This window comes from Pseudomonas sp. WSY_20 (assembly GCF_043104335.1).
GTDB lineage: Bacteria > Pseudomonadota > Gammaproteobacteria > Pseudomonadales > Pseudomonadaceae > Aquipseudomonas > Aquipseudomonas parafulva_B.
This window is the reverse complement of sequence record NZ_JBICKP010000072.1, coordinates 86,318-105,720: the sequence shown is the minus strand read 5'-3', so window position 1 is coordinate 105,720 and position 19,403 is coordinate 86,318. Positions and strand designations below refer to the sequence as shown.

Sequence of the window (19,403 nt, the reverse complement as noted above, 5' to 3'; positions counted from 1 at the left end):
ACTGCACTTCCAGATCGGCCAACGCTTCGCGCCGACGCTCGACGAACTGACGCAGCAGGGCAAGCTGCGCGGCCGCTTCGTCGCCGTCCGCCGCATCCAGCGCCCGGCACAGCCGCGCCAGCGCGTCGAGGCCGATGCCCGCCTCGAAGGCCGCCCGCACGAAGCACAGCCGTTGCAAGGCGGCGTCATCGAACAAGCCGTAGCCGCCTGGTGTGCACGCCACCGGGCGCAGCAATCCGCGCAGCAGGTAGTCGCGCACGATATGCACGCTCACCCCGGCATCAAGAGCCAGCCGGGACACCGTGTAGGCGTTCATTGAACACCTCCTTTTTCTCACCCGGCGCAGCAGGAAAGCTGCTTCACATCCTTGTTGAAGGTCTGCGCCGCGAGCTTCAACCCCTCGACCATCGTCAGGTAGGGGAACAACTGGTCGGCCAGTTCCTGCACCGTCATGCGGTTGCGAATGGCCAGAGCCGCCGTCTGGATCAGTTCACCCGCTTCCGGCGCGACCGCCTGTACGCCGATCAGCCGATGGCTGCCTTCCTCGATAACCAACTTGATGAAGCCGCGTGTGTCGAAGTTGGCGAGCGCACGCGGCACGTTGTCCAAGGTCAAGGTGCGGCTGTCGGTCTCGATCCCGTCGTGGTGGGCTTCCGCCTCGCTGTAGCCCACGGTCGCCACTTGCGGATCGGTGAACACCACGGCCGGCATTGCGGTCAGGTCGAGCGCCGCATCGCCGCCGGTCATGTTGATCGCGGCACGGGTGCCGGCCGCTGCCGCCACATAGACGAACTGCGGCTGGTCGGTGCAGTCGCCGGCCGCGTAGATGTTCGGGTTGCTCGTGCGCATGCCTTGGTCGATGACGATGGCACCTTGCGCATTGACAGTGACCCCCGCTGCGTCCAGCGCGAGGCTGCGCGTGTTCGGTGTCCGACCGGTGGCAACCAGCAGTTTGTCGGCGCGCAATTCACCGTGCGTGGTGGTCAGCACGAATTCACCGTCCATATGGGCGACCTGGCTGGCTTGCGTGTGCTCCAGCACCTCGATGCCCTCGGCACGGAAAGCGGCTGTCACCGCCTCGCCGATGGCCGGGTCTTCACGGAAGAACAAGGTATTGCGCGCCAGGACCGTGACCTTGCTGCCCAGCCGGGCAAAGGCTTGCGCCAGCTCCAGCGCCACCACCGACGAGCCGATTACGGCAAGGCGTTCGGGAATGGTGTCGCTCGCCAGGGCCTCGGTGGAAGTCCAGTAGGGTGACTCTTTCAACCCCGGAATCGGCGGGACCGCCGGGCTGGCACCCGTGGCGACCAGGCAGCGGTCGAACATCACGACGCGCTCGCCACCCTCGTTCAAACGGACGGTAAGGCTCTGGTCGTCCTTGAAGCGCGCCTCACCGTGCACAACGGTGATGGCCGGATTACCGCCCAGGATGCCTTCGTACTTGGCGTGCCGCAGTTCGTCGACGCGGGCCTGCTGCTGGGCCAGCAGCTTACTGCGGTCAATCGTAGGCACAGTTGCCGCAATACCGCCATCGAACGGGCTTTCCCGGCGCAGATGGGCGATGTGGGCGGCGCGGATCATGATCTTGGACGGCACACAGCCGACATTGACGCAGGTGCCGCCGATGGTGCCGCGCTCGATCAGCGTGACCTGCGCGCCTTGCTCGACGGCCTTCAGCGCCGCCGCCATCGCGGCTCCACCGCTGCCAATGACCGCTACCTGCACCGGGGGCTCGTTGCCACTGTGCTTTTCGGCGGCGGCCATCCATCCCCGCACCTTGTCGAGCAGTCCGACGCGGTTGTCCGCCAGTGGCGCATCGGCTAGCGTTGCCTTGTAGCCCAGTCCGGCCACGGCGGCAGTCAGCGCGTCCGGCGATGTGCCCGGCACGATGGCGAGTTGCGCTGTGCCCTTCGGATAGGACACCAGCGCCGACTGCACGCCTGGCACTTTTTCCAGCGCTTCCTTGACGTGCGCCGCGCACGAGTCGCAAGTCATGCCGGTGATTTTTAGATGGGTCATGCAACAGATCCTTTATCGTTTGTGGCGCCAGACAATGACGTCCGTTGTGCTGCGGTGCCGTTTTCAGTGACTCACTGCTTGACGCTGGACGGATAGCCCGCGTCTGCGGTTGCCTTGGTCAGCTTCTGCACGCTGGTCTTGGCATCGTCGAAGGTGACGACCGCTTGGCGTGTCTCGAAAGTCACGTCAACTTTGCTGACGCCTTCGACCTTGGAAATCGCCTTCTTGACAGTGATCGGGCAGGCGGAGCAGGTCATGCCCGGTACGGACAGCGTGACGGTCTGGGTGGCGGCCCAGACGGGGGCAACAACGGCGGCGAGGGCGAGGGAGGCAAACAGTTTCTTCATGGTGAACTCCGATCAGTAGAAAAATGGCATGACGTAGGGAAATCCGAGCGCGACCAGAACCAGCGCGGCCACGATCCAGAAAATGAGCTTGTAAGTAGCTCGCACTTGGGGAATCGCGCAGACCTCACCCGGTTTGCAGGCCGCTGCCTGCCGGTAGATGCGCCGCCAGGCGAAGAACAACGCCACCAGCGCCACGCCGATAAAGATGGGGCGATAGGGTTCCAACACCGCCAAGTTGCCGATCCAAGCGCCGCTGAACCCCAAGGCGATCAGAACCAACGGCCCGAGGCAGCAAGCCGAGGCGAGGATGGCGGCAAGCCCTCCAGTGAAGAGCGCGCCGCGCCCGGTTTTTGGTTCAGACATGCGCTTGTCCTTTCGAATTGAAATTGGATAGCGTAACCTTACTTCCGTACTCATGTACGGAGTCAAGCGATATGGAAAACAATTTGGAGAACCTGACCATTGGCGTTTTCGCCAAGGCGGCCGGGGTCAATGTGGAGACCATCCGTTTCTATCAGCGCAAGGGCTTGTTGCTGGAGCCTGACAAGCCCTATGGCAGCATCCGCCGCTATGGCGAGGCGGATGTAACGCGGGTGCGCTTCGTGAAATCAGCCCAGCGGCTGGGCTTCAGCCTGGATGAGATCGCCGAGCTGCTGCGGCTGGAGGATGGCACCCATTGCGAGGAAGCCAGCAGTCTGGCCGAGCACAAGCTCAAGGACGTGCGCGAGAAAATGGCTGACCTGGCGCGCATGGAGGCCGTGCTGTCTGAGTTGGTGTGCGCCTGCCATGCGCGAAGGGGGAACGTTTCCTGCCCGCTGATCGCGTCACTACAGGGTGGAGCAAGCTTGGCAGGTTCGGCTATGCCTTAGCGTGCTTTATTTTCCGTTTTCTGAGACGACCCCTTAGAAAGCCTAGTCAAAGAGCTGTCACGAGAACACCGTTAGCTTAGCGTACGATTTTTTCCGAATTCTGCGGTTCCCCCAAGCACGTCGTGAGTGCCTGGCGAATGATCCCAGGAGATCCACTCCACTAGCTCAAGTAGGTTCAGCGATGGCTTGGATCATTACGAAGTACCTGGTCACTGCCGCGATAGTGATTATCGTGTCTGAGCTGGCAAAGCGCAGTGACAAGCTGGGCGGCTTGGTTGCCGCCCTGCCATTGGTCACCGTCTTGACGCTCATCTGGCTCTACTTGGAGAACCAGAGCATGGAGAAGATTTCCAATCATGCCTGGTACACGTTCTGGTATGTGATTCCAACGCTGCCGATGTTTATCGCGTTTCCGGCACTGCTGCCCAAGTTGGGATTCTGGCCAACACTTATCTCCAGCATCCTCATCACCATGGCGAGCTTCGGAGGATTTGCCCTACTTCTAAGGCGATTGGGCATCGAGTTGCTTTGAGTCGGGTGTAGAGGAAAGCACTCGGTCACCGCTTACCGGCTGTTGATGCACTCACCTTTCACGAGGTAGCGAACCATGTGCAGTTCGCCCTTGGAATCCTCGTAAGTCATCATGCTTCTCACATTCCCGCAGTACCGCACGCTAGGCGAGACGTACACCAACTTGCCAACGTCCAAATCCATACCGTATGCGTAATCTTCAAGCTCGGGCATGGGTTTCTTCACGCTCTGTGCATAGCGTTCTGTAGCCTTCCTGGCAGACTGCTCAAGATCGTCGTTGATCTGAACGCTACTTTGGGCATTTGTCGACAGTGCAGAGAAAAGCATGAACGCGGCAATAGCCGATATAGTTGTTTTCATGAGAAGTCCATTAATAAAAAAGCGCCCATGGCGGGGCGCTAAAATTCACCTTACCAAAGGAGCGTATGGTTCCAAGGTGAATGCTTTGGCGTGAGCAGGGTATCGTTACTCCCGCCATGCTGCTTCAGATGAGACTGGCCCAAAGCAGCGCTGCCTGTGTGCTGTTCTTAAACTAGCAAAAGCGGCTAACGACAAGATGATTGTGAAATTACAATTTGGACATGTAATAGATTGTAAAGTAATTATTCTTGCCCAATTAAGATGAAAAGCCATGCATGCTGGCCGGTTTAAGCCCGTTATCAAAGGGGCGAACGATCGGTGGCTTGCTACCACTCGGAGCTTGAGCTTGTAGGATTGAACGCCATAAATGCTGAGCAGCTTGGCAGAAACGCCACCCCTCTCGGCCGAATCCTCCTGTCAGTCCTGAGGACTGATAACCGCTGCAAGCCACAGAATCCGCTAAGCTCAGTAGGGAAAGCCGTCATGACTGTCAGCAATCTTGCGGCTACATTACAAATTTGTAGGATTTCGCCGCGGCCAGCGTCTTCGCGTTAAGATTCAAGCGTCCTCAGGTGACCCCGGCGTATGGACAGAGGTAGCGACTACCAGATGTCATGCACTCAGCCGAACCTTCAAACTGCCTGCAACCACAGTCTTGGCGGATTAGGCCAATTCCTTCCTCACACCTTGAGATAAGTTATGCGCGTTCTAGTTGTGGAAGACGAAATTAAAACTGCCGAATATCTTCAGCAGGGCCTATCCGAAAGCGGGTATGTCGTAGATATCGTGCACAATGGTGTTGACGCCCTGCACTTGTTCAATACTAACGTCTATTCGTTGGTTCTGCTGGACGTAAACCTTCCTGGCATCGACGGTTGGGACCTTTTGGAAACCATCAGGAAAACCAGCCGGGTCCGCATCATCATGCTGACCGCTCGTGGTCGCATCAACGACAAGCTCAAAGGCTTGGATGGCGGAGCCGACGATTACCTTGTCAAACCCTTCGAATTCCCGGAGCTGCTCGCTCGAATCCGTTCGCTGCAGCGGCGTGGTGATGAATTAGTCGAGAAGAGTTCGCTGAAAATTGCCGACTTGGAACTCGACTCAGTGCGCCATCGGGTTTTCCGCGCTGGCACACGCATCGATCTCACCACAAAGGAATTTACGCTCCTGCACCTGCTTATGAGCAGGACGGGCGAAGCGCTGACTCGTTCTCAGATCATTTCGTTGGTCTGGGACATGAATTTTGACTGCGATACCAACGTCATCGATGTCGCTATCCGGCGCCTTCGCTCAAAGATCGATGACCCGTTTGAAACCAAGCTCATTCACACGCTTCGTGGCGTAGGGTACGTTTTTGAGGAACGCGCATGAGGCCATTCAGCCTGGCTGCAAAGCTGGGATTAAAGGTGGGGTTGATGAGCGCAGCGTTGCTGCTTCTGTTCGCCACCTTCGGGTATCTGATGGTGGGTCAGGCGCTAGAGCGAAATGCCCGCAGTGACCTGGAAGTGAAGATGGCGGGCATGGCTCACAACCTGTCCATGATTTCCGACATCTCAGGAGTCAACGCAGACGCACATCAGCTTGTGGATCTGGTGATGGGCCACAACAACCTGTACGTCAGCATTTTCGAGTCGGCGCAGAGTGAAACGCCCCTGCTCTCGATTGGCTCGAAGCAGGTCAACGTGGAGGTGCACAAGTTTCAACCATCCGCACAGCCGAAGGAACATGAGTGGCGCGACACCCAGGACCGCCCCTTGCTGACAGCTTCTCGCACCATGAATTTGGGCGACGGAACCGAAGTCAGCGTGTACATGACTATGGACCAGTCGTCCAATGAAGCGCTGCTTGATGCATTGCTCACCTGGGCCCTGATGATTTCCCCGCTCATCATCGCGCTGATCCTCGCAATCGGCTGGTGGACCGTACGCAGAGGTCTGCTGCCTCTGACCAAGTTCCTGAAAGTCGCCTCGAAGATCTCCACCGAGAGTCTTGACCATCGTCTGCCGACTAATGGAATGCCAGCAGAACTCAAAGAGCTCGCCGACGGTATCAACATCATGCTGGCTCGCCTGGATGACGGGGTTCAGCAGCTCTCGCAGTTTTCTGACGATCTTGCTCACGAACTGCGAGCGCCGCTATCCAACCTGATGGGTAAAGCCCAAGTTGCACTGACCAGAGAGCGATCCCTTCCCGAGTACAGGGAAGTGCTGGAGTCGTGCACAGAAGAGCTGGACCGCATGAGCCGCATGGTTTCCGACATGCTGTTCCTCGCTCAGGTCAGTCATCCGGCATCCATGGTGGAGTTCGAACCTGTGTCCCTGGTCGATGAAGTTCAGCGGGTGTGTGATCTCTTCAGCATTTCGGCAGAGGATGGCGAGATCCAGCTGCAGATCTCTGGCAGTGATGACGTGGTGCGCGGTAACCGCCTGATGATTCAACGAGCCGTCTCGAACCTGGTGTCAAATGCGATTCGCTACTGCCCTCGCGGTCGCACGGTCTACGTGAAAGTGCAACGCGGTGGTAGCGGCACGACCTTGAGCGTCGGCAACCCGGGCCGCGGGATCGCCAAGGAACACCATGCGCATTTGTTTGAACGGTTCTACCGCGTAGATAAGAGCCGAGCACGAAGCGAAGGGGGGACCGGTCTTGGCCTTGCCATCGTGCAGTCGATCATGAGCCTGCATCAAGGCTCGGCGAGCGTGGAAGTGACCGAGGAAAATTTCACCTGGTTCCACCTTCACTTTCCCGAAGCCCAGCTAAAGCAGTCGGCAAAGACCGCTGCTTGAAGCGCGCCCACTTGAAAAGGCCCGTCAATCGACGGGCCTTTTGTCTATGCAATGCCTCAGTGCCTAAGCACCACAGGGTCCATAGGTGACCGCAGAATTACCGACTTTATGATCTTTTGCTCTTCTGGGTTGGCGTTTCTCCACAGGTGGGAGAAGTATTGGGCATTCACTTTTTCCTGAGCGCTCACACTGCCGGCGGCCTCAATGAACTGCATGGTCGAGTACACACAGATCAGTGCCAGGATGAAGAATGCTGTCGCCACCACCATGACATAACGTTTGGCCAGCACCGGTGCCCGCTTTAGCTCCAGGATCGAGGCATCCGCTAATTTTGTCGCGGCAGTAAGCTCCGAAATCAGCGGTTGGATGGCGGTCTCGACTCCACGAGCGGCAGCGGAATATGCCTCTGCCGCAGCGCGGATGACGACCTCTTCGGCATTGGACCAGGCTTTCTCAGCCTTTCGTACCTCCTCCTGAATCTGCCGACTGACAAGGTCAACCTCCTCCACCAGCTCGTTCGACTTTTCCAGAACAGCGTTGCAGGCCCTGGTCTGGGAGGCCAGCTCATCGAGCTGAACAGTGAGTTTTTCAGTGCTTCGGCGGAAGTCACCGATGGCAACTGACCAAGGCTCTATGTCATTCATGGCTATCTCCTAGAGCGGCCGGTGACGGCGCACGGTTTTATTTTGTTAGATATCAAAAATGTAATTTACGGAACAGTTTGAAGTCAGCCTCGACACAAGCGAGATAGACATGATCCTTCCAGATTTGCAGATTGGGCGCATCCGGCCAGCCGCCTAAATTACGGAATTGTAATTATTGACTCACCTTGTCGTTAGCTTCGCGTTCCTAAACTACAAACCAACAAAGGCCGTCAGTCAGGCAGGCCTAGTAAGAACCGAGGCACACAATGAAATTTGTCAAATCTATCGCTATTGGCAGCCTGCTGCTTGGTCTCGTGGGTACCGCTTACGCTGAAGGTGGTTACGAACGAGCGAAACAGTTCCAGGAAAACTTCCGAAATGAACAGGCTCGCTTATGGAGCGACGATTCTTCGGACCAGAACAAACAACAAGTCGCTCAAGAGCAAAAGAAAGAAAGCAAGGATGGTAAGGAACAAGCCGATAACTAAACGGCGGTTAAATAGGACTTTAAATGACGAAAGCAATCGACAAAAAAGCCAGGGTAAAACCTGGTTTTTTTTGTGTCTGGAATTTTACCTTCGTTTGTACGAGGCGTTTCCGCATTACTGTCTCCGACCAGACCTTCGGTACCTTGCTTGGCGTCTTTCCAACGGCACAGCAACAGCTGACTGGCGTTCGCTTCGGTGATCTCGACACAGCCCAGGTTGGCAGGCAGCTCAGCATTGCTGTCGAGTAAGCGCCGGGACAGGTAGAATGAGCTGTCACGAGGCCACTTTGCTGGGTACTGGATGTTTTCGGACTTCCCGCTGCTGTAGAACTCCGAGGAATTCGAGCGGCGACCAGGGTAGATCAGAGGGGCCGATTGAGCACATTCAACCAGGCCTGAACGACATCTCGCTGGTTCTGAGGCCTCTGCATCAACACCCCGGCATAGATGATGTCGACGCCGATGATTGGCAGTATCAACGCTCGCGGCGGCGCCCTGGTGATCCTTCGGCCAACCTCATTGATCCGACCGGACAGGAGCAACGCCGAGACAGGTACAGAACCAGCGGCAGCCAGTCGATCAGCCCTAGTTTTCCTGCGAGCGCTCCGGCTCCGAGCAGGGCACCACAGATCAGCGCGAAAACCAGCTCGGTGTTCATGCCAAAGATGCCGTCGTGCTCATGGCTCAGCCCTTCATGCTCTGCTTGGTCATCTGGGCGTTCAAGCGAACTTTTCATAACTCGTCCCTTCTGGGGGGCAAGACTATAAACTGCTCTATGCAGTTGAAAGACATTACTGTTGTGTAGTTGAGATTTATTTCACAGCTAACCCAGGGGCAGTCATTAAGGCATCTAGCCTAAATGACGTTCATCGAGCTCAATAAAAAATGCCAGGCACTGCCTGGCATTTATGAATTCTCTAAGTATTCTACTCACAGCAATTACTACTTGTTGTTGATGCATTGCGAGTACATGGAGTAGCGAACCGTCTTAAGCGTACCCTGAGAGTCCTCGAAGGTCATCAATCGCGGGTAAACTTGGCAGGTACGCGGGTCTTGGGACTGACGCACGAATTTCGCAACATCGATCTTCATGCCGTAATTGTAGTCCTGGATCTCCGGCATCGGTTTGCCATTTCTCTCGGCATAGTTCGCTACAGCAGTCTGATGCTCCTTGATGTATTGCAGCTGCTTGCTTTCAGAGTAAGTATAAGCCTGCGAAGCCATCGAGAACATAACAAGTGCAGCAGCAACAATTAGCTTTTTCATAGGAACCTCTCAAATTCAAATCATCTCGGGCGTAACTTTAGCAACGCAGAGGCATCACCGGCATGACGAGAAACTTACAATTTTGAAAGGTAAGTGCATCTATTTCATATAAAACAAAAAACCCACAACGCGTGTTGTGGGTTTTTGTATCTGGGGGGATCAGCTTACGGCTTCTGCCTCGTCGCCGTCTTCATCCTTGCGATGTGCCCAATGATACAGGGCCGGCAGGACCAGCAAAGTCAGCGCGGTGGAGGAAAGGATCCCACCAATTACCACTGTAGCCAGAGGCCGTTGAACCTCCGCACCGGTACCGGTGGCCAAGGCCATTGGGATGAAGCCCAGGGACGCCACCAAGGCTGTCATCAACACTGGTCGCAGTCGGGTGAGTGCGCCTTCATCGACTGCCTGCCTGAGCGTTCGTCCCTCTTCTCGCAATCCGCGAATGAAGGCAATCATCACCAGGCCGTTCAGTACCGCGACGCCGGAGAGTGCGATGAAGCCTACCCCTGCCGAGATCGAGAGCGGGATATCACGCAGCCAAAGGGCCACGACCCCGCCAGTGAGAGCGAATGGAATACCGGTGAAGACCAGCATGCCGTCCTTCAGGTTGTTGAACATCAAGAACAGCAAGGTCATTACCAGCAGTAAGGCTACCGGAACCACAATCTGCAGGCGCTTGGCTGCCGACTGCAGCTGCTCGAACTGGCCGCCCCAACTGGTCCAGTAGCCTGCTGGAATTTCCACCTTCGTTGACAAGGTAGATGCCGCCTCATCAACGAACGACCCAAGGTCACGGCCCCGGACGTTGGCGCTTACAATAACCAAGCGCTTACCGTTCTCGCGGCTGATCTGGTTCGGGCCCAACTGCAAGTCCAGCTTAGCGACCTGCGAAAGTGGAATGAAACCGATCTGATTAGCGCCCTGAGCCGCATTGGCAGGCACAGGAATCAGCAAACTAGACATACCCGCGACGTCGGTGCGTACAGCCTCAGGCAGGCGCACCACCATGTCGAATCGGCGATCACCCTCGTACAACGTTCCCGCTGTACGACCACCCACAGCAATCGCGATCGAATTCTGCACGTCCGCAATGTTCAGGCCGTAGCGTGCTGCTTTTTCCCGGTCGATGTTAATGGTCAGCACTGGCAGACCTGTGGTCTGCTCAACCTTGACCTCCGAGGAGCCTGGTACCGCTTTGAGCGCTGCGGCGATCTTATTGGCCGTGCTGTTGAGCACATCCATGTCGTCACCATAAACCTTCACCGCAACATCGCTGCGCACCCCGGAGATCAGTTCGTTGAAACGAAGCTGGATAGGCTGGGAGAGTTCATAGTTACTGCCCGGGACACTGGCTGCCGCCTTTTGAACCTCGGCAATGAGCTCCTCCCGCGACTTGTCGGGATCGGCCCATTGGTCCTTTGGTTTGAGCATGACGTAAGCATCGGAGATATTCGGTGGCATTGGGTCAGAGGCGATTTCAGCCGTACCGGTTCGGCCGAACATACGCTCAACTTCCGGTACCTGCTCGATGACTGCTTTTTCCAAACGCTCCTGCATGTCCACCGACTGGCTGAGGCTAGTACCAGGTACGCGCAAGGCTTGAAGAGCGAAGTCCCCCTCACTGAGACTTGGGATGAACTCGCTCCCCATGCGACTGGCAAGTACACCGCTGAGAACGACCAGTGCTACTGCTGCGGAGAAAGCGATATTCCGATGCCCAAGCACCCACTGCAGCACAGGCTCATAACGCAGCCGCGCAGTGCGCATAACAACGCCCTCTTCCTCCTTGACCTTGCCAGTGACGAACATGGCGATCGCTGCCGGCACGAAGGTAACGGAGAGGATCATTGCACCCAATAGCGCCATCACAACGGTGAATGCCATGGGGTGGAACATTTTGCCCTCCACGCCGGTGAGGGCGAAGATAGGCAGGTACACCACCATAATGATCAGTTGCCCGAAGATCAGTGGCCGACGCGCTTCGCGGGCAGCAGCAAAGACCTCATGGAAGCGTTCGGTTTTGGTGAGCATACGGCCATGTTTGTGCTGCGCATGTGCTAATCGACGGATCGCGTTCTCCACGATGACCACGGCCCCGTCGACGATGATGCCGAAGTCGAGTGCGCCCAAACTCATTAGGTTGGCACTGACCTTGTTATTGAACATCCCTGTGAAGGTGAACAGCATGGACAGCGGGATCACCATCGCGGTGATCAACGCTGCACGGATGTTGCCGAGGAACAGGAACAGAATGGCGATAACCAGGATCGCACCTTCAACCAAGTTCTTCTTCACCGTCGCAATGGCTTTTTCAACCAAGTTGGTACGATCGTAAACGGTGACCGCAACCACGCCCTTTGGCAGAGTACGGTTGATGTCCGCAAGCTTCGCTGCGACAGCTTGGGACACAGTGCGGCTGTTCTCACCGATCAGCATGAATACTGTACCGAGCACGACCTCGCGGCCATTCTCAGTGGCAGCACCAGTACGAAGCTCCTTACCGATGCTGACGTCGGCGACGTTGCTGATGCGAATCGGTGCACCATCCACACTGGTGATTACGATGTTGGCGATGTCTTCGATGTTGCCGACTTGGCCCGGTGCACGAATGAGCAACTGCTCACCATTACGCTCGATGTAACCGGCGCCTACGTTGGCGTTGTTGCTTTCCAACGCGGCTACCAGATCATTCAGGGTCAACTTGTAGGTAGCCAGGCGCTTCGGATCCGGCGCAACCAGGAACTGCTTGGCAAAGCCACCGATGGTATTGATCTCTGCCACGCCAGGTACGTTGCGCAGCTGAGGCTTGATGATCCAGTCCTGGATTACCCGCAGGTCGGTGGGCGTGTAGGGCGTACCGTCTTCTTTGACCGCGCCCTCTTCGGCTTCAACGGTCCACAGGAAAATTTCGCCGAGGCCGGTTGAGACCGGGCCCATGACGGCATCTACGCCCTCTGGCAGCTGTTCCTTTGCAACCTGTAGCCGCTCATTGATCAGCTGGCGGGCAAAGAAGATGTCGGTGCCGTCCTTGAAAATCACGGTCACCTGAGACAGGCCCGAGCGAGACAGCGAACGGGTCTGCTGAAGACCTGGAAGACCAGCCATGGCCGTTTCAACTGGAAACGTGATCCGTTGCTCGGTTTCCAATGGGGAATAGCCAGGCGCTGCAGTGTTGATCTGCACCTGGACGTTGGTAATGTCAGGAACGGCATCGATCGGCAGCTTTTGGTAGCTGTAGATGCCGATACCGGCAATGATCAGGACAGCGATCATTACAACGATCCGCTGTTCAATGGCAAATCTGATGATACGTTCAAACATAAGAAATCATCCTGTCAGTTCGCATCAGTGACTGTGCTCGGCAGAGGCTTTGCCGAGCTCAGACTTGAGTGTGAAGCTGCCATTGGTAGCCACTTGAGCGCCCGCTTCGATGCCGTCCGTGATTTCCACGTACCCACTGTCACGGCGGCCCAGCTTTACTGGGCGGGTGTCGAAGCCCTCGGCGGTGCGTACGAAGACCGATGGTTTGTCCTCAACGGTCTGCACGGCGTGTTCCGGGACAGCCACCGCCACGCGATCAGTCTGGGACGTGACTGCGATGTTCACGAAAAGACCAGGACGCCAGGCCCCGTTGGGATTGGTCAACGTAACGCGGACGGTCGCTGCTCGGTTTTGCTCGCCCAACAGGCTGCCGACATAACCCACCTTGCCCTCGACCTCCACGTTCATGTCAGGTGAGGAAACCTTCACGGCGCGGCCGGTAGTGACCTTGGCCAAATCGGTAGGCGGTACAGCGAAAGTGGCCCAAACTTGGTTAAGGTCGGACAGAATAAAGGCGTTAGTCGCCTCGCTGACGACTTCCCCGACGGTCAAGTGTTTCTCCACCACTACGGCGTCAAAGGGAGCCCTGAGTTCGTAACGGTTACCGCCTACCGAATTGACCGAGGCACCGATCGCGCTGACTTTTTGCTTGGCGTTGGCCAGAGAGATTTCGGCTTCCTGCAGCGCCTGGCGAGCCTGGAGGTAGTCCTGCTCCGCAGAAATCTTGTCCTGCCAGAGCTGCTTCTCTCGGCTAAAAGTCACGCGCGCAAGTTCGACACGACGCTGAGCGGCTTGTTGCTCGCTGCGCAGGTCAGAGATCTGCTGGCTGGCAATCACCGCAAGGACTTGACCCTTCTTGACGGACTCACCCAAATTCGCCTGGACTGTTTCGACAACGCCTGGAACGCGAGGAACAACGTGCGCAGTGCGGTCCTCGTCAAAACGAATCTCACCCGGGAAGCTCACGACGGTTCCCAAATCACGAGGCGCTGCCGATTCCAGAGTCACGCCAGCTGCTTTGATCTGTTCAGCACTAAGGGTTAGCTTACCTTCTTCCTCACCGCCCTCTTCACTGTGGCCCTCCTCGCCATGACCTTCTTCACCGTGCCCATCTTCACTATGCTCCGCTTCACTGTTCTCTTTGTTAGCTGATCCGGCCTTCTTGTCATGGCCATGACCATCGTCAGCACCATGTTCTGCGTTAGTCGCCGCTTGTTGATCGGAACTGCTGTTCCAGGCGAGGCTGCCAAATCCAAGGATTGCCACAGCGGCTACCGCGAGGGCGATCTTGCGTTTGTTTTCCATTGCTACTCCTGCTGATCGTAGGCACCGGCAGGTTTAAACGCCGAGTGCCGAGAAAAATGTATGCCCCGTTCAGCGTGCGCCGGCGGTCGAGCCTACTTCGCCATAAACCCTTTCTACTTGCGCACGCGCATTGGTCGCCGCTGCCAGCGAGTCGAGATACTGGCCACGAGCAAGGATCAAGGTGCGCTGGGCGTCCAGTACTTCGATAAAGCCGAATTTCCCCATCTCGAATCCGCGGGTTGCGGTATCCACGGCCTGCTGGGCTGAGGGCAGAATGGTCTTGTCGTAGGACTCAACTTCTTGCATGGCGGTGGACCACTGGTTCAGCGCGGTTTGGGTTTGGGCGCGCAATCTCAACTCGACAGCGTTACGCAGGTCGCGGGCCTGATCGGCACGTCGAGAAGCGGAAAGAATGTTGCCTTGGTTACGATCAAACAGCGGCAAAGGCATGGACAGACCAACGACATTGACTCGCTCGCGCACCGAGCGGTCGTACTGGCTACCCACGCTTACCGTGAGGTTTGGAATACGCTGAGCTTTTTCTGCGCCAAGCGAGGCATCGCTCTTATCAATCTCCACCACTGCCTGCCGCATTTCCGGAGTCTGATCGAGCTTTGCCAGCAACTCTTCAGTGCGCGGCGGCAAGCCAGGAGACAAGGTTGGTGATTCAAGGCGATCGAATATGGTCACAGAACTCCCCGTGACTTGGGCGAGTTGCTGGTAAGCATTCGCTTTTTCCGTTTCGGCGCGACGGACCTGCAACCGGGCTTCAGCCAGTTGAACCTGGGCGCGGGTAGCCTCCACAGGTGAAGATTTACCTGCGCGAACTCGACCATCGACAATGCGAAGGCCGCGCTCAGTAAGTTCAAGGGATTGTTTAGCGAGGTCGAGTCCGGTTTGGGCTCGTAATGCAGCGTAAAACGCCTGCACGACGTCTGCACGCAGACCATTCACGCGTCGGTCCAGTTCCAGTTGTGCAACACTCTGGCCGTATGTGGCGACATCTACGCGGGCTCCCCGCTTACCACCGAGCTCCAAGGTCTGACTTAGCGTAACGGTCGTTGTGCTGGTGTTACGCCGTGTGTCCTCCATCTCATACGAGATTTCGGGGTTTGGAATCAGCCCGGCTTGCTTGCGCGCACCGTCCGCGATGCCGATTTCCTGACGTGCCGCCGCGAGGTCTGGGTTGGCATCCATTGCCGTCGACAGCGCTTGGGGCAAGCTGATGCTTTGGGCAAATGCGGTGGGTGCCAGCAACCCGGAAATCACCGCACAGAGAGCGGCAATTTTCCACGGTGAGACGTAGGTCTTGGATAAGACATTGCGGTTATACCGGAGCACTTTCTTGGTCCTCGTGCACAAACTTCGTTAGCTTGGCCAGAACGCCGAAATAGCTGCCAAGCCCCACTGGATTAGGTGATGGCACTCTAAAGAGCGGTAGCTATCAGAGGGGTGGCTAGAAAATTACAATTTCGTAAGAAAAGCTTGTAATGCCCGAAAACGCTGATGACACAGTCGAACCACCGAATTTCATTGCGAACGCGAGAGATGGCTAGCATGCGGCGTCAATGACCAAAATAACGACCAGATGACGAAATTGTAATTTTCCTATCACCATCCCGTTATCTTCCGCCTGCAAATATGAGCTCGGCGCTACGCGAGGCGCGCCGCCGGCTCAGAACTTATAACGACACCCGCGCCGGAAACATAATAAAAACTGCCGTAAATCAAAGGAGCATCGGATGAAAATCAAAGTACCACTGTATTTGGCGGCAGTTTCGGCGCTGTCTGGAAGCTATGCAGTTACTGCTCAAGCTGAAGATAAGCCCGAAGGTTTCATCGAAGGTAGCAGCCTTACAGTGCTCAACCGCAACTTCTATTTCAATCGTGATAACCGCGACAGCTCAGCTCCCACTTACAACAGCGGCAAGGGCAACACCAATGGCTACTCCGAGGCCTGGGCGCACGGGATCATCACCAAATTCAACTCTGGTTTTACCCAAGGGACGGTCGGCGTTGGTGTTGATGCCTTTGCCATGATAGGGCTTAAGCTCGATACTGGTGACGGGCGCAACGGCGGTCGTAGTTCATTCGACGTCATGCCTGTTGATAACAAAGGCGAAGCTCGCGACGAATACACCAAGGTTGGCGGGGCGGCTAAAGTTCGCTTGTTTGATACGGTCGTGAAAGTGGGTGATGTTTTCCCGTCGACGCCAGTTGTTGCATCAGGCGACTCGCGCCTGTTGCCTGAAAGCTTCCGCGGTGTGACCGTTGAGAACACCAGCATCCAGGGCCTCACCCTGCAGGGTGGCCGACTGCATGCGATGAGCCAGCCGGTCTCCAGCAATCTGAATGATAACTTCGCAACTTTCTACGGTGGCCCGGTTAACTCGCCTTGGGTAGGCTACGGTGGCGGTGATTACGCGATCAACGATAACTGGACCGTGAGCGTATACGCCAGTCAGTTGAAAGAAGTCTGGAACCAGTACTACGCTGGCACCAGCTTCGCCTATCCACTGAATGACGACCTTGCGCTGATTGGCGGCTTCAACTATTACAAAGCCGTGGATGAAGGGAAGCAGCGCCTAGGCGAGTTTGACAACGATATCTGGAGTGCCAAGGTCGGGGTCCGTTACGGCGCTCACACCCTGGCCCTGTCGCACCAACGCAACAACGGCGACGATGATTTCGACTACCTGCGTCAGTCAGACTCGATTTTCGTCGACAACTCTATCCAGTACAGCGACTTCAACTCGCCGAAAGAGCGTTCCTGGATGCTGCGCTACGACCTGAACTTCACCAGCTACGGCATTCCTGGTCTGACGTTCATGACCCGCTACGCTAGAGGCTCGGGCGCAGACTACTCGAACGCCAACCAGTTCTACATGCGCACCGACGCCAACGGTGATCCGCTCACCAATCAGAAACGTTGGGAGCGTGACGTAGAGGTTAAATATGTCGTGCAAACTGGTCCAGCAAAAGACCTGTCCTTCCGGTTGCGCCAGGCCACCACGCGTGCCACTGCATTCGAATCGGATCTGGATGAAACTCGTGTGATCATTGAGTACCCGCTTTCGATCCTGTGATTCTCTAAGGGGATCAGTTTATTCGTAAACTGGTCTCTTCAGAAAAATGTGCATTACGAATTCACCTTGAGTGGCTTAAGTGCTCCTTTGGTAAAAGGTGGATATTTGGCGCCCTTTGGGCGCCTTTTTTTTACCTAAAATTCAATCAACCGTTCGAGTGTACGCATTGCATGCCGGTGAAACTCATGGCTGCACCAATGACCAGTTTCCTCGACATGAGTAACTTCGCCGTCATCTGAACGGAACAAACTCAACACAAAGAAGAAAACAACCACATACTTCATAAGGTCAAATTACCTATTGGAGAGAGGGCCCGCACCTGTCGAACCCAAACCGCGAAAAGATATACCTCCAGACTATCAATCATATTACCTGGAAATTACAAATCCGTCATTTAGGCCCCACCCAGCTCATTTTGATTTACCATTCCTTTCAATAATGCCGGCGCGCGTGCGCGGTTAATTGCTCAGTGATATCGAGACAAAATCCCATGCGAATTCTGGTAATTGAGGACGAAGTAAAAACTGCGGAATATGTGCGTCAAGGCCTTACAGAATGCGGTTATGTCGTCGATTGCGTGCATACCGGGTCAGATGGGCTATTCCTAGCCAAGCAACACGAATACGAGTTGATTATTCTTGATATCAATCTGCCAGAAATGGATGGGTGGCAGGTACTTGAGCTTTTGAGGCGTAAAAATTGCCCCTCCCGCATCATGATGCTCACGGCGAGAAGTCGTTTGGCAGATAAGGTCCGGGGTTTGGAGAACGGTGCAGATGACTACCTGATCAAACCATTTGAGTTCCCAGAACTGCTAGCCCGGGTTCGCGCCTTAATGCGCAGGTCTGAACACCCTGCATCTGTGGAGATCATTCGTGTCGCTGACCTGGAGCTAGACCAGAGCCGTCACAGGGCCTTCAGGGACGGCCAGCGTATTGATCTGACGACGAAAGAGTTTGCACTTCTGCACTACCTAATGCGCAATACCGGCGTGGTGCTCAGCCGCACACAGATCATCTCACAGGTCTGGGATATGAACTTCGACTGCGATACAAACGTTGTAGAAGTGTCGATTCGAAGACTTAGAGCCAAGATCGATGACCCTTTCGAGACGAAGCTGATCCATACGCTTCGCGGTGTGGGCTATGTGCTTGAGAAGCGTTGATCGCCCGCTACTTAGTCATGAAAACAGAGCCAGGGATCATGCATGTAAGTCGAGCCATACTGTTTTTGACCCTTAGCGCGCGTTTCCTCACTAAACGTATGAGGTGTGCTGGACATAAGGTATAGCATAGATTATCAACAGGTAACGGAAGGCCAAGCGTATGCCAGAGCTGACGCACGCTCAGCGGACATTGTTTTTAACAGCGCCATGGCTTACCTCTGATACTGTGCGCCGGCGATGAGGTTAACCTCCCGACTACAGCACCAAGCAGGCTCAGTCGCCGCTCAACGATGATGGCGCCCGCCGGCTTTTCTGGTTCGTTGCAGGGCTACTCACGGTCATTGCCTTCGTCATGGCCACCCTCTCTGTGCATCTTCTCACCTCGCTCAAGGAACTTGGCCTTCCAACGGTCACGGTGTTGGCGGTGGGGATGGTCCTTGGGCCGGCCCAGGTGGTGGCAAGAGTATTGGAGTTCTCGCTTGCTCGGCATCTTCACCCAACCTGGTCGGCCGTGCCGGCGTGTTGGTGAGCTTCATCGGCATCTGCTTATTCATTCCTGGCGTGCCTTGGCTGGCATTCCCTGCAGCAGCGCTGTAGGGCGCCGGCATCGGGATTCTCACTATTGCCAGAGTCATCTTGCCTCTGGTGCTGTTTGGCAAGGGTATCGCGCACGCATGGGAGCATTAGCTCGCCCAATGGTCTTGGCGCAGGCCACGGGGCCGTTTGCTACGGCCTTTGTGCTGAGTACTCAAGGCGCACCTGTGCTCTTGCTCATGGCGGCGATGGTCGCTGTCGCGCTAGATAGCAGTTTCAAACTGCCCCTCAACCCAGTGCAACGTAGGTGAAGCTGGTGATTCTGCCCTCAAATCGGGGTACCCGCTAGATTTCCCCCCTAGCTTTGCCTTTGACTCTGCCTGGGGGTATACCGCCAGGGGATAATCGGCCTGCTTTGTCTTTGCGGATTGCCCTGCCAATTGACGGGGCCTACATAAGCCGTTTCCAATGCCCTCGACGTAGAACCATTCGCTCCGGCCGAAGCTGGCTGGTGGGCGTGAGCCAAGAGGCGTATCCTACAAATGCTTGCTCCGAGACTTGTTGGCCTACAGCCTCCCCTGGGAGACATCTGATAGCCCGCCGCCGAGGCGGGCTTTTTTGTCATCAGATCCGTAAGGCAGCGCCTTGGTGAATGGCTGCCCAAGCTAGGCTCCGCCAGA

17 protein-coding genes and 2 pseudogenes are annotated in these 19,403 nt (G+C 56.1%); 7 read left to right on the top strand and 12 right to left on the bottom strand.

Annotated elements, in window-relative coordinates; genetic code table 11:
- From merD to merT, 4 genes are all read right to left on the bottom strand, one after another.
- On the bottom strand, window positions 1–316 hold a 316-nt coding region (merD, locus tag ACF8E5_RS17645), incomplete at its 3' end, for a mercury resistance co-regulator MerD (RefSeq protein ID WP_392475589.1).
- Window positions 317–333: 17 nt separating this feature from the next.
- Window positions 334–2,019 (bottom strand): mercury(II) reductase, encoded by a 1,686-nt coding sequence (gene merA, locus ACF8E5_RS17640; protein ID WP_003156770.1) that lies wholly within the window; start codon window positions 2,017–2,019, stop codon window positions 334–336.
- 71 nt (window positions 2,020–2,090) lie between these two features.
- A complete protein-coding gene (merP, locus tag ACF8E5_RS17635) occupies window positions 2,091–2,366 on the bottom strand; it encodes a mercury resistance system periplasmic binding protein MerP (RefSeq protein WP_003131987.1) in 276 nt (91 codons plus the stop codon).
- Window positions 2,367–2,378: 12 nt separating this feature from the next.
- On the bottom strand, window positions 2,379–2,729 hold the full coding sequence (gene merT, locus ACF8E5_RS17630; protein ID WP_003131974.1) for a mercuric ion transporter MerT: 351 nt from the start codon (window positions 2,727–2,729) through the stop codon (window positions 2,379–2,381).
- 71 nt (window positions 2,730–2,800) lie between these two features.
- Here merT and ACF8E5_RS17625 point away from each other — a divergent pair, with 71 nt between their 5' ends.
- Both ACF8E5_RS17625 and ACF8E5_RS17620 read left to right on the top strand, forming a co-directional pair.
- Window positions 2,801–3,235 carry a mercury resistance transcriptional regulator MerR gene (locus ACF8E5_RS17625; RefSeq protein ID WP_003131969.1) on the top strand — a complete coding sequence of 145 codons (435 nt, stop codon included), beginning with the start codon at window positions 2,801–2,803 and terminating at the stop codon, window positions 3,233–3,235.
- Window positions 3,236–3,416: 181 nt separating this feature from the next.
- A complete protein-coding gene (locus ACF8E5_RS17620; RefSeq protein ID WP_044047185.1) occupies window positions 3,417–3,767 on the top strand; it encodes a DUF3147 family protein in 351 nt (116 codons plus the stop codon).
- 32 nt (window positions 3,768–3,799) lie between these two features.
- Here ACF8E5_RS17620 and ACF8E5_RS17615 read toward each other — a convergent pair whose 3' ends face one another.
- Entirely contained in the window at window positions 3,800–4,126 is a 327-nt protein-coding gene (locus tag ACF8E5_RS17615) for a DUF2790 domain-containing protein (RefSeq protein WP_013974870.1), read from the bottom strand.
- Window positions 4,127–4,825: 699 nt separating this feature from the next.
- Here ACF8E5_RS17615 and ACF8E5_RS17610 point away from each other — a divergent pair.
- Window positions 4,826–5,500 carry a heavy metal response regulator transcription factor gene (locus ACF8E5_RS17610; protein WP_044047186.1) on the top strand — a complete coding sequence of 225 codons (675 nt, stop codon included), beginning with the start codon at window positions 4,826–4,828 and terminating at the stop codon, window positions 5,498–5,500.
- Window positions 5,497–6,915 (top strand): heavy metal sensor histidine kinase, encoded by a 1,419-nt coding sequence (locus ACF8E5_RS17605; protein WP_013974872.1) that lies wholly within the window; start codon window positions 5,497–5,499, stop codon window positions 6,913–6,915. Before ACF8E5_RS17610 ends, ACF8E5_RS17605 begins: the two co-directional genes overlap by 4 nt.
- 56 nt (window positions 6,916–6,971) lie before the next feature.
- On the opposite strand, the gene ACF8E5_RS17600 is transcribed toward ACF8E5_RS17605, so the two are convergent.
- On the bottom strand, window positions 6,972–7,559 hold the full coding sequence (locus tag ACF8E5_RS17600) for a hypothetical protein (protein ID WP_013974873.1): 588 nt from the start codon (window positions 7,557–7,559) through the stop codon (window positions 6,972–6,974).
- 266 nt (window positions 7,560–7,825) lie between these two features.
- On the opposite strand from ACF8E5_RS17600, the gene ACF8E5_RS17595 reads away from it, so the two are divergent.
- Window positions 7,826–8,047 carry a hypothetical protein gene (locus ACF8E5_RS17595; protein WP_013974874.1) on the top strand — a complete coding sequence of 74 codons (222 nt, stop codon included), beginning with the start codon at window positions 7,826–7,828 and terminating at the stop codon, window positions 8,045–8,047.
- 86 nt (window positions 8,048–8,133) lie between these two features.
- Here ACF8E5_RS17595 and ACF8E5_RS17590 read toward each other — a convergent pair.
- The 6 genes and pseudogenes from ACF8E5_RS17590 to ACF8E5_RS17565 all read right to left on the bottom strand — a co-directional run.
- Window positions 8,134–8,606 (bottom strand): annotated as a pseudogene (locus tag ACF8E5_RS17590) (phospholipid carrier-dependent glycosyltransferase); the annotation flags it as partial.
- Window positions 8,594–8,782 (bottom strand): annotated as a pseudogene (locus ACF8E5_RS17585) (hypothetical protein); the annotation flags it as partial. The pseudogenes ACF8E5_RS17585 and ACF8E5_RS17590, both read right to left, overlap by 13 nt.
- Before the next feature lie 206 nt (window positions 8,783–8,988).
- Complete coding sequence (locus tag ACF8E5_RS17580; protein ID WP_013974877.1) at window positions 8,989–9,312, bottom strand: DUF2790 domain-containing protein; 324 nt, start codon at window positions 9,310–9,312, stop codon at window positions 8,989–8,991.
- Window positions 9,313–9,471: 159 nt separating this feature from the next.
- On the bottom strand, window positions 9,472–12,633 hold the full coding sequence (locus ACF8E5_RS17575; protein WP_013974878.1) for a CusA/CzcA family heavy metal efflux RND transporter: 3,162 nt from the start codon (window positions 12,631–12,633) through the stop codon (window positions 9,472–9,474).
- Window positions 12,634–12,657: 24 nt separating this feature from the next.
- Complete coding sequence (locus ACF8E5_RS17570) at window positions 12,658–13,938, bottom strand: efflux RND transporter periplasmic adaptor subunit (protein ID WP_013974879.1); 1,281 nt, start codon at window positions 13,936–13,938, stop codon at window positions 12,658–12,660.
- Between the two features lie 69 nt (window positions 13,939–14,007).
- Window positions 14,008–15,279 carry a TolC family protein gene (locus ACF8E5_RS17565; protein WP_080563836.1) on the bottom strand — a complete coding sequence of 424 codons (1,272 nt, stop codon included), beginning with the start codon at window positions 15,277–15,279 and terminating at the stop codon, window positions 14,008–14,010.
- 401 nt (window positions 15,280–15,680) lie between these two features.
- Between ACF8E5_RS17565 and ACF8E5_RS17560 the strand changes: the two genes are divergently transcribed.
- Window positions 15,681–17,024 carry an OprD family porin gene (locus ACF8E5_RS17560; protein ID WP_013974881.1) on the top strand — a complete coding sequence of 448 codons (1,344 nt, stop codon included), beginning with the start codon at window positions 15,681–15,683 and terminating at the stop codon, window positions 17,022–17,024.
- A 490-nt stretch (window positions 17,025–17,514) separates the two neighbouring features.
- Entirely contained in the window at window positions 17,515–18,189 is a 675-nt protein-coding gene (locus tag ACF8E5_RS17555; RefSeq protein ID WP_013974882.1) for a heavy metal response regulator transcription factor, read from the top strand.
- Window positions 18,190–19,403 lie beyond the last annotated feature (1,214 nt).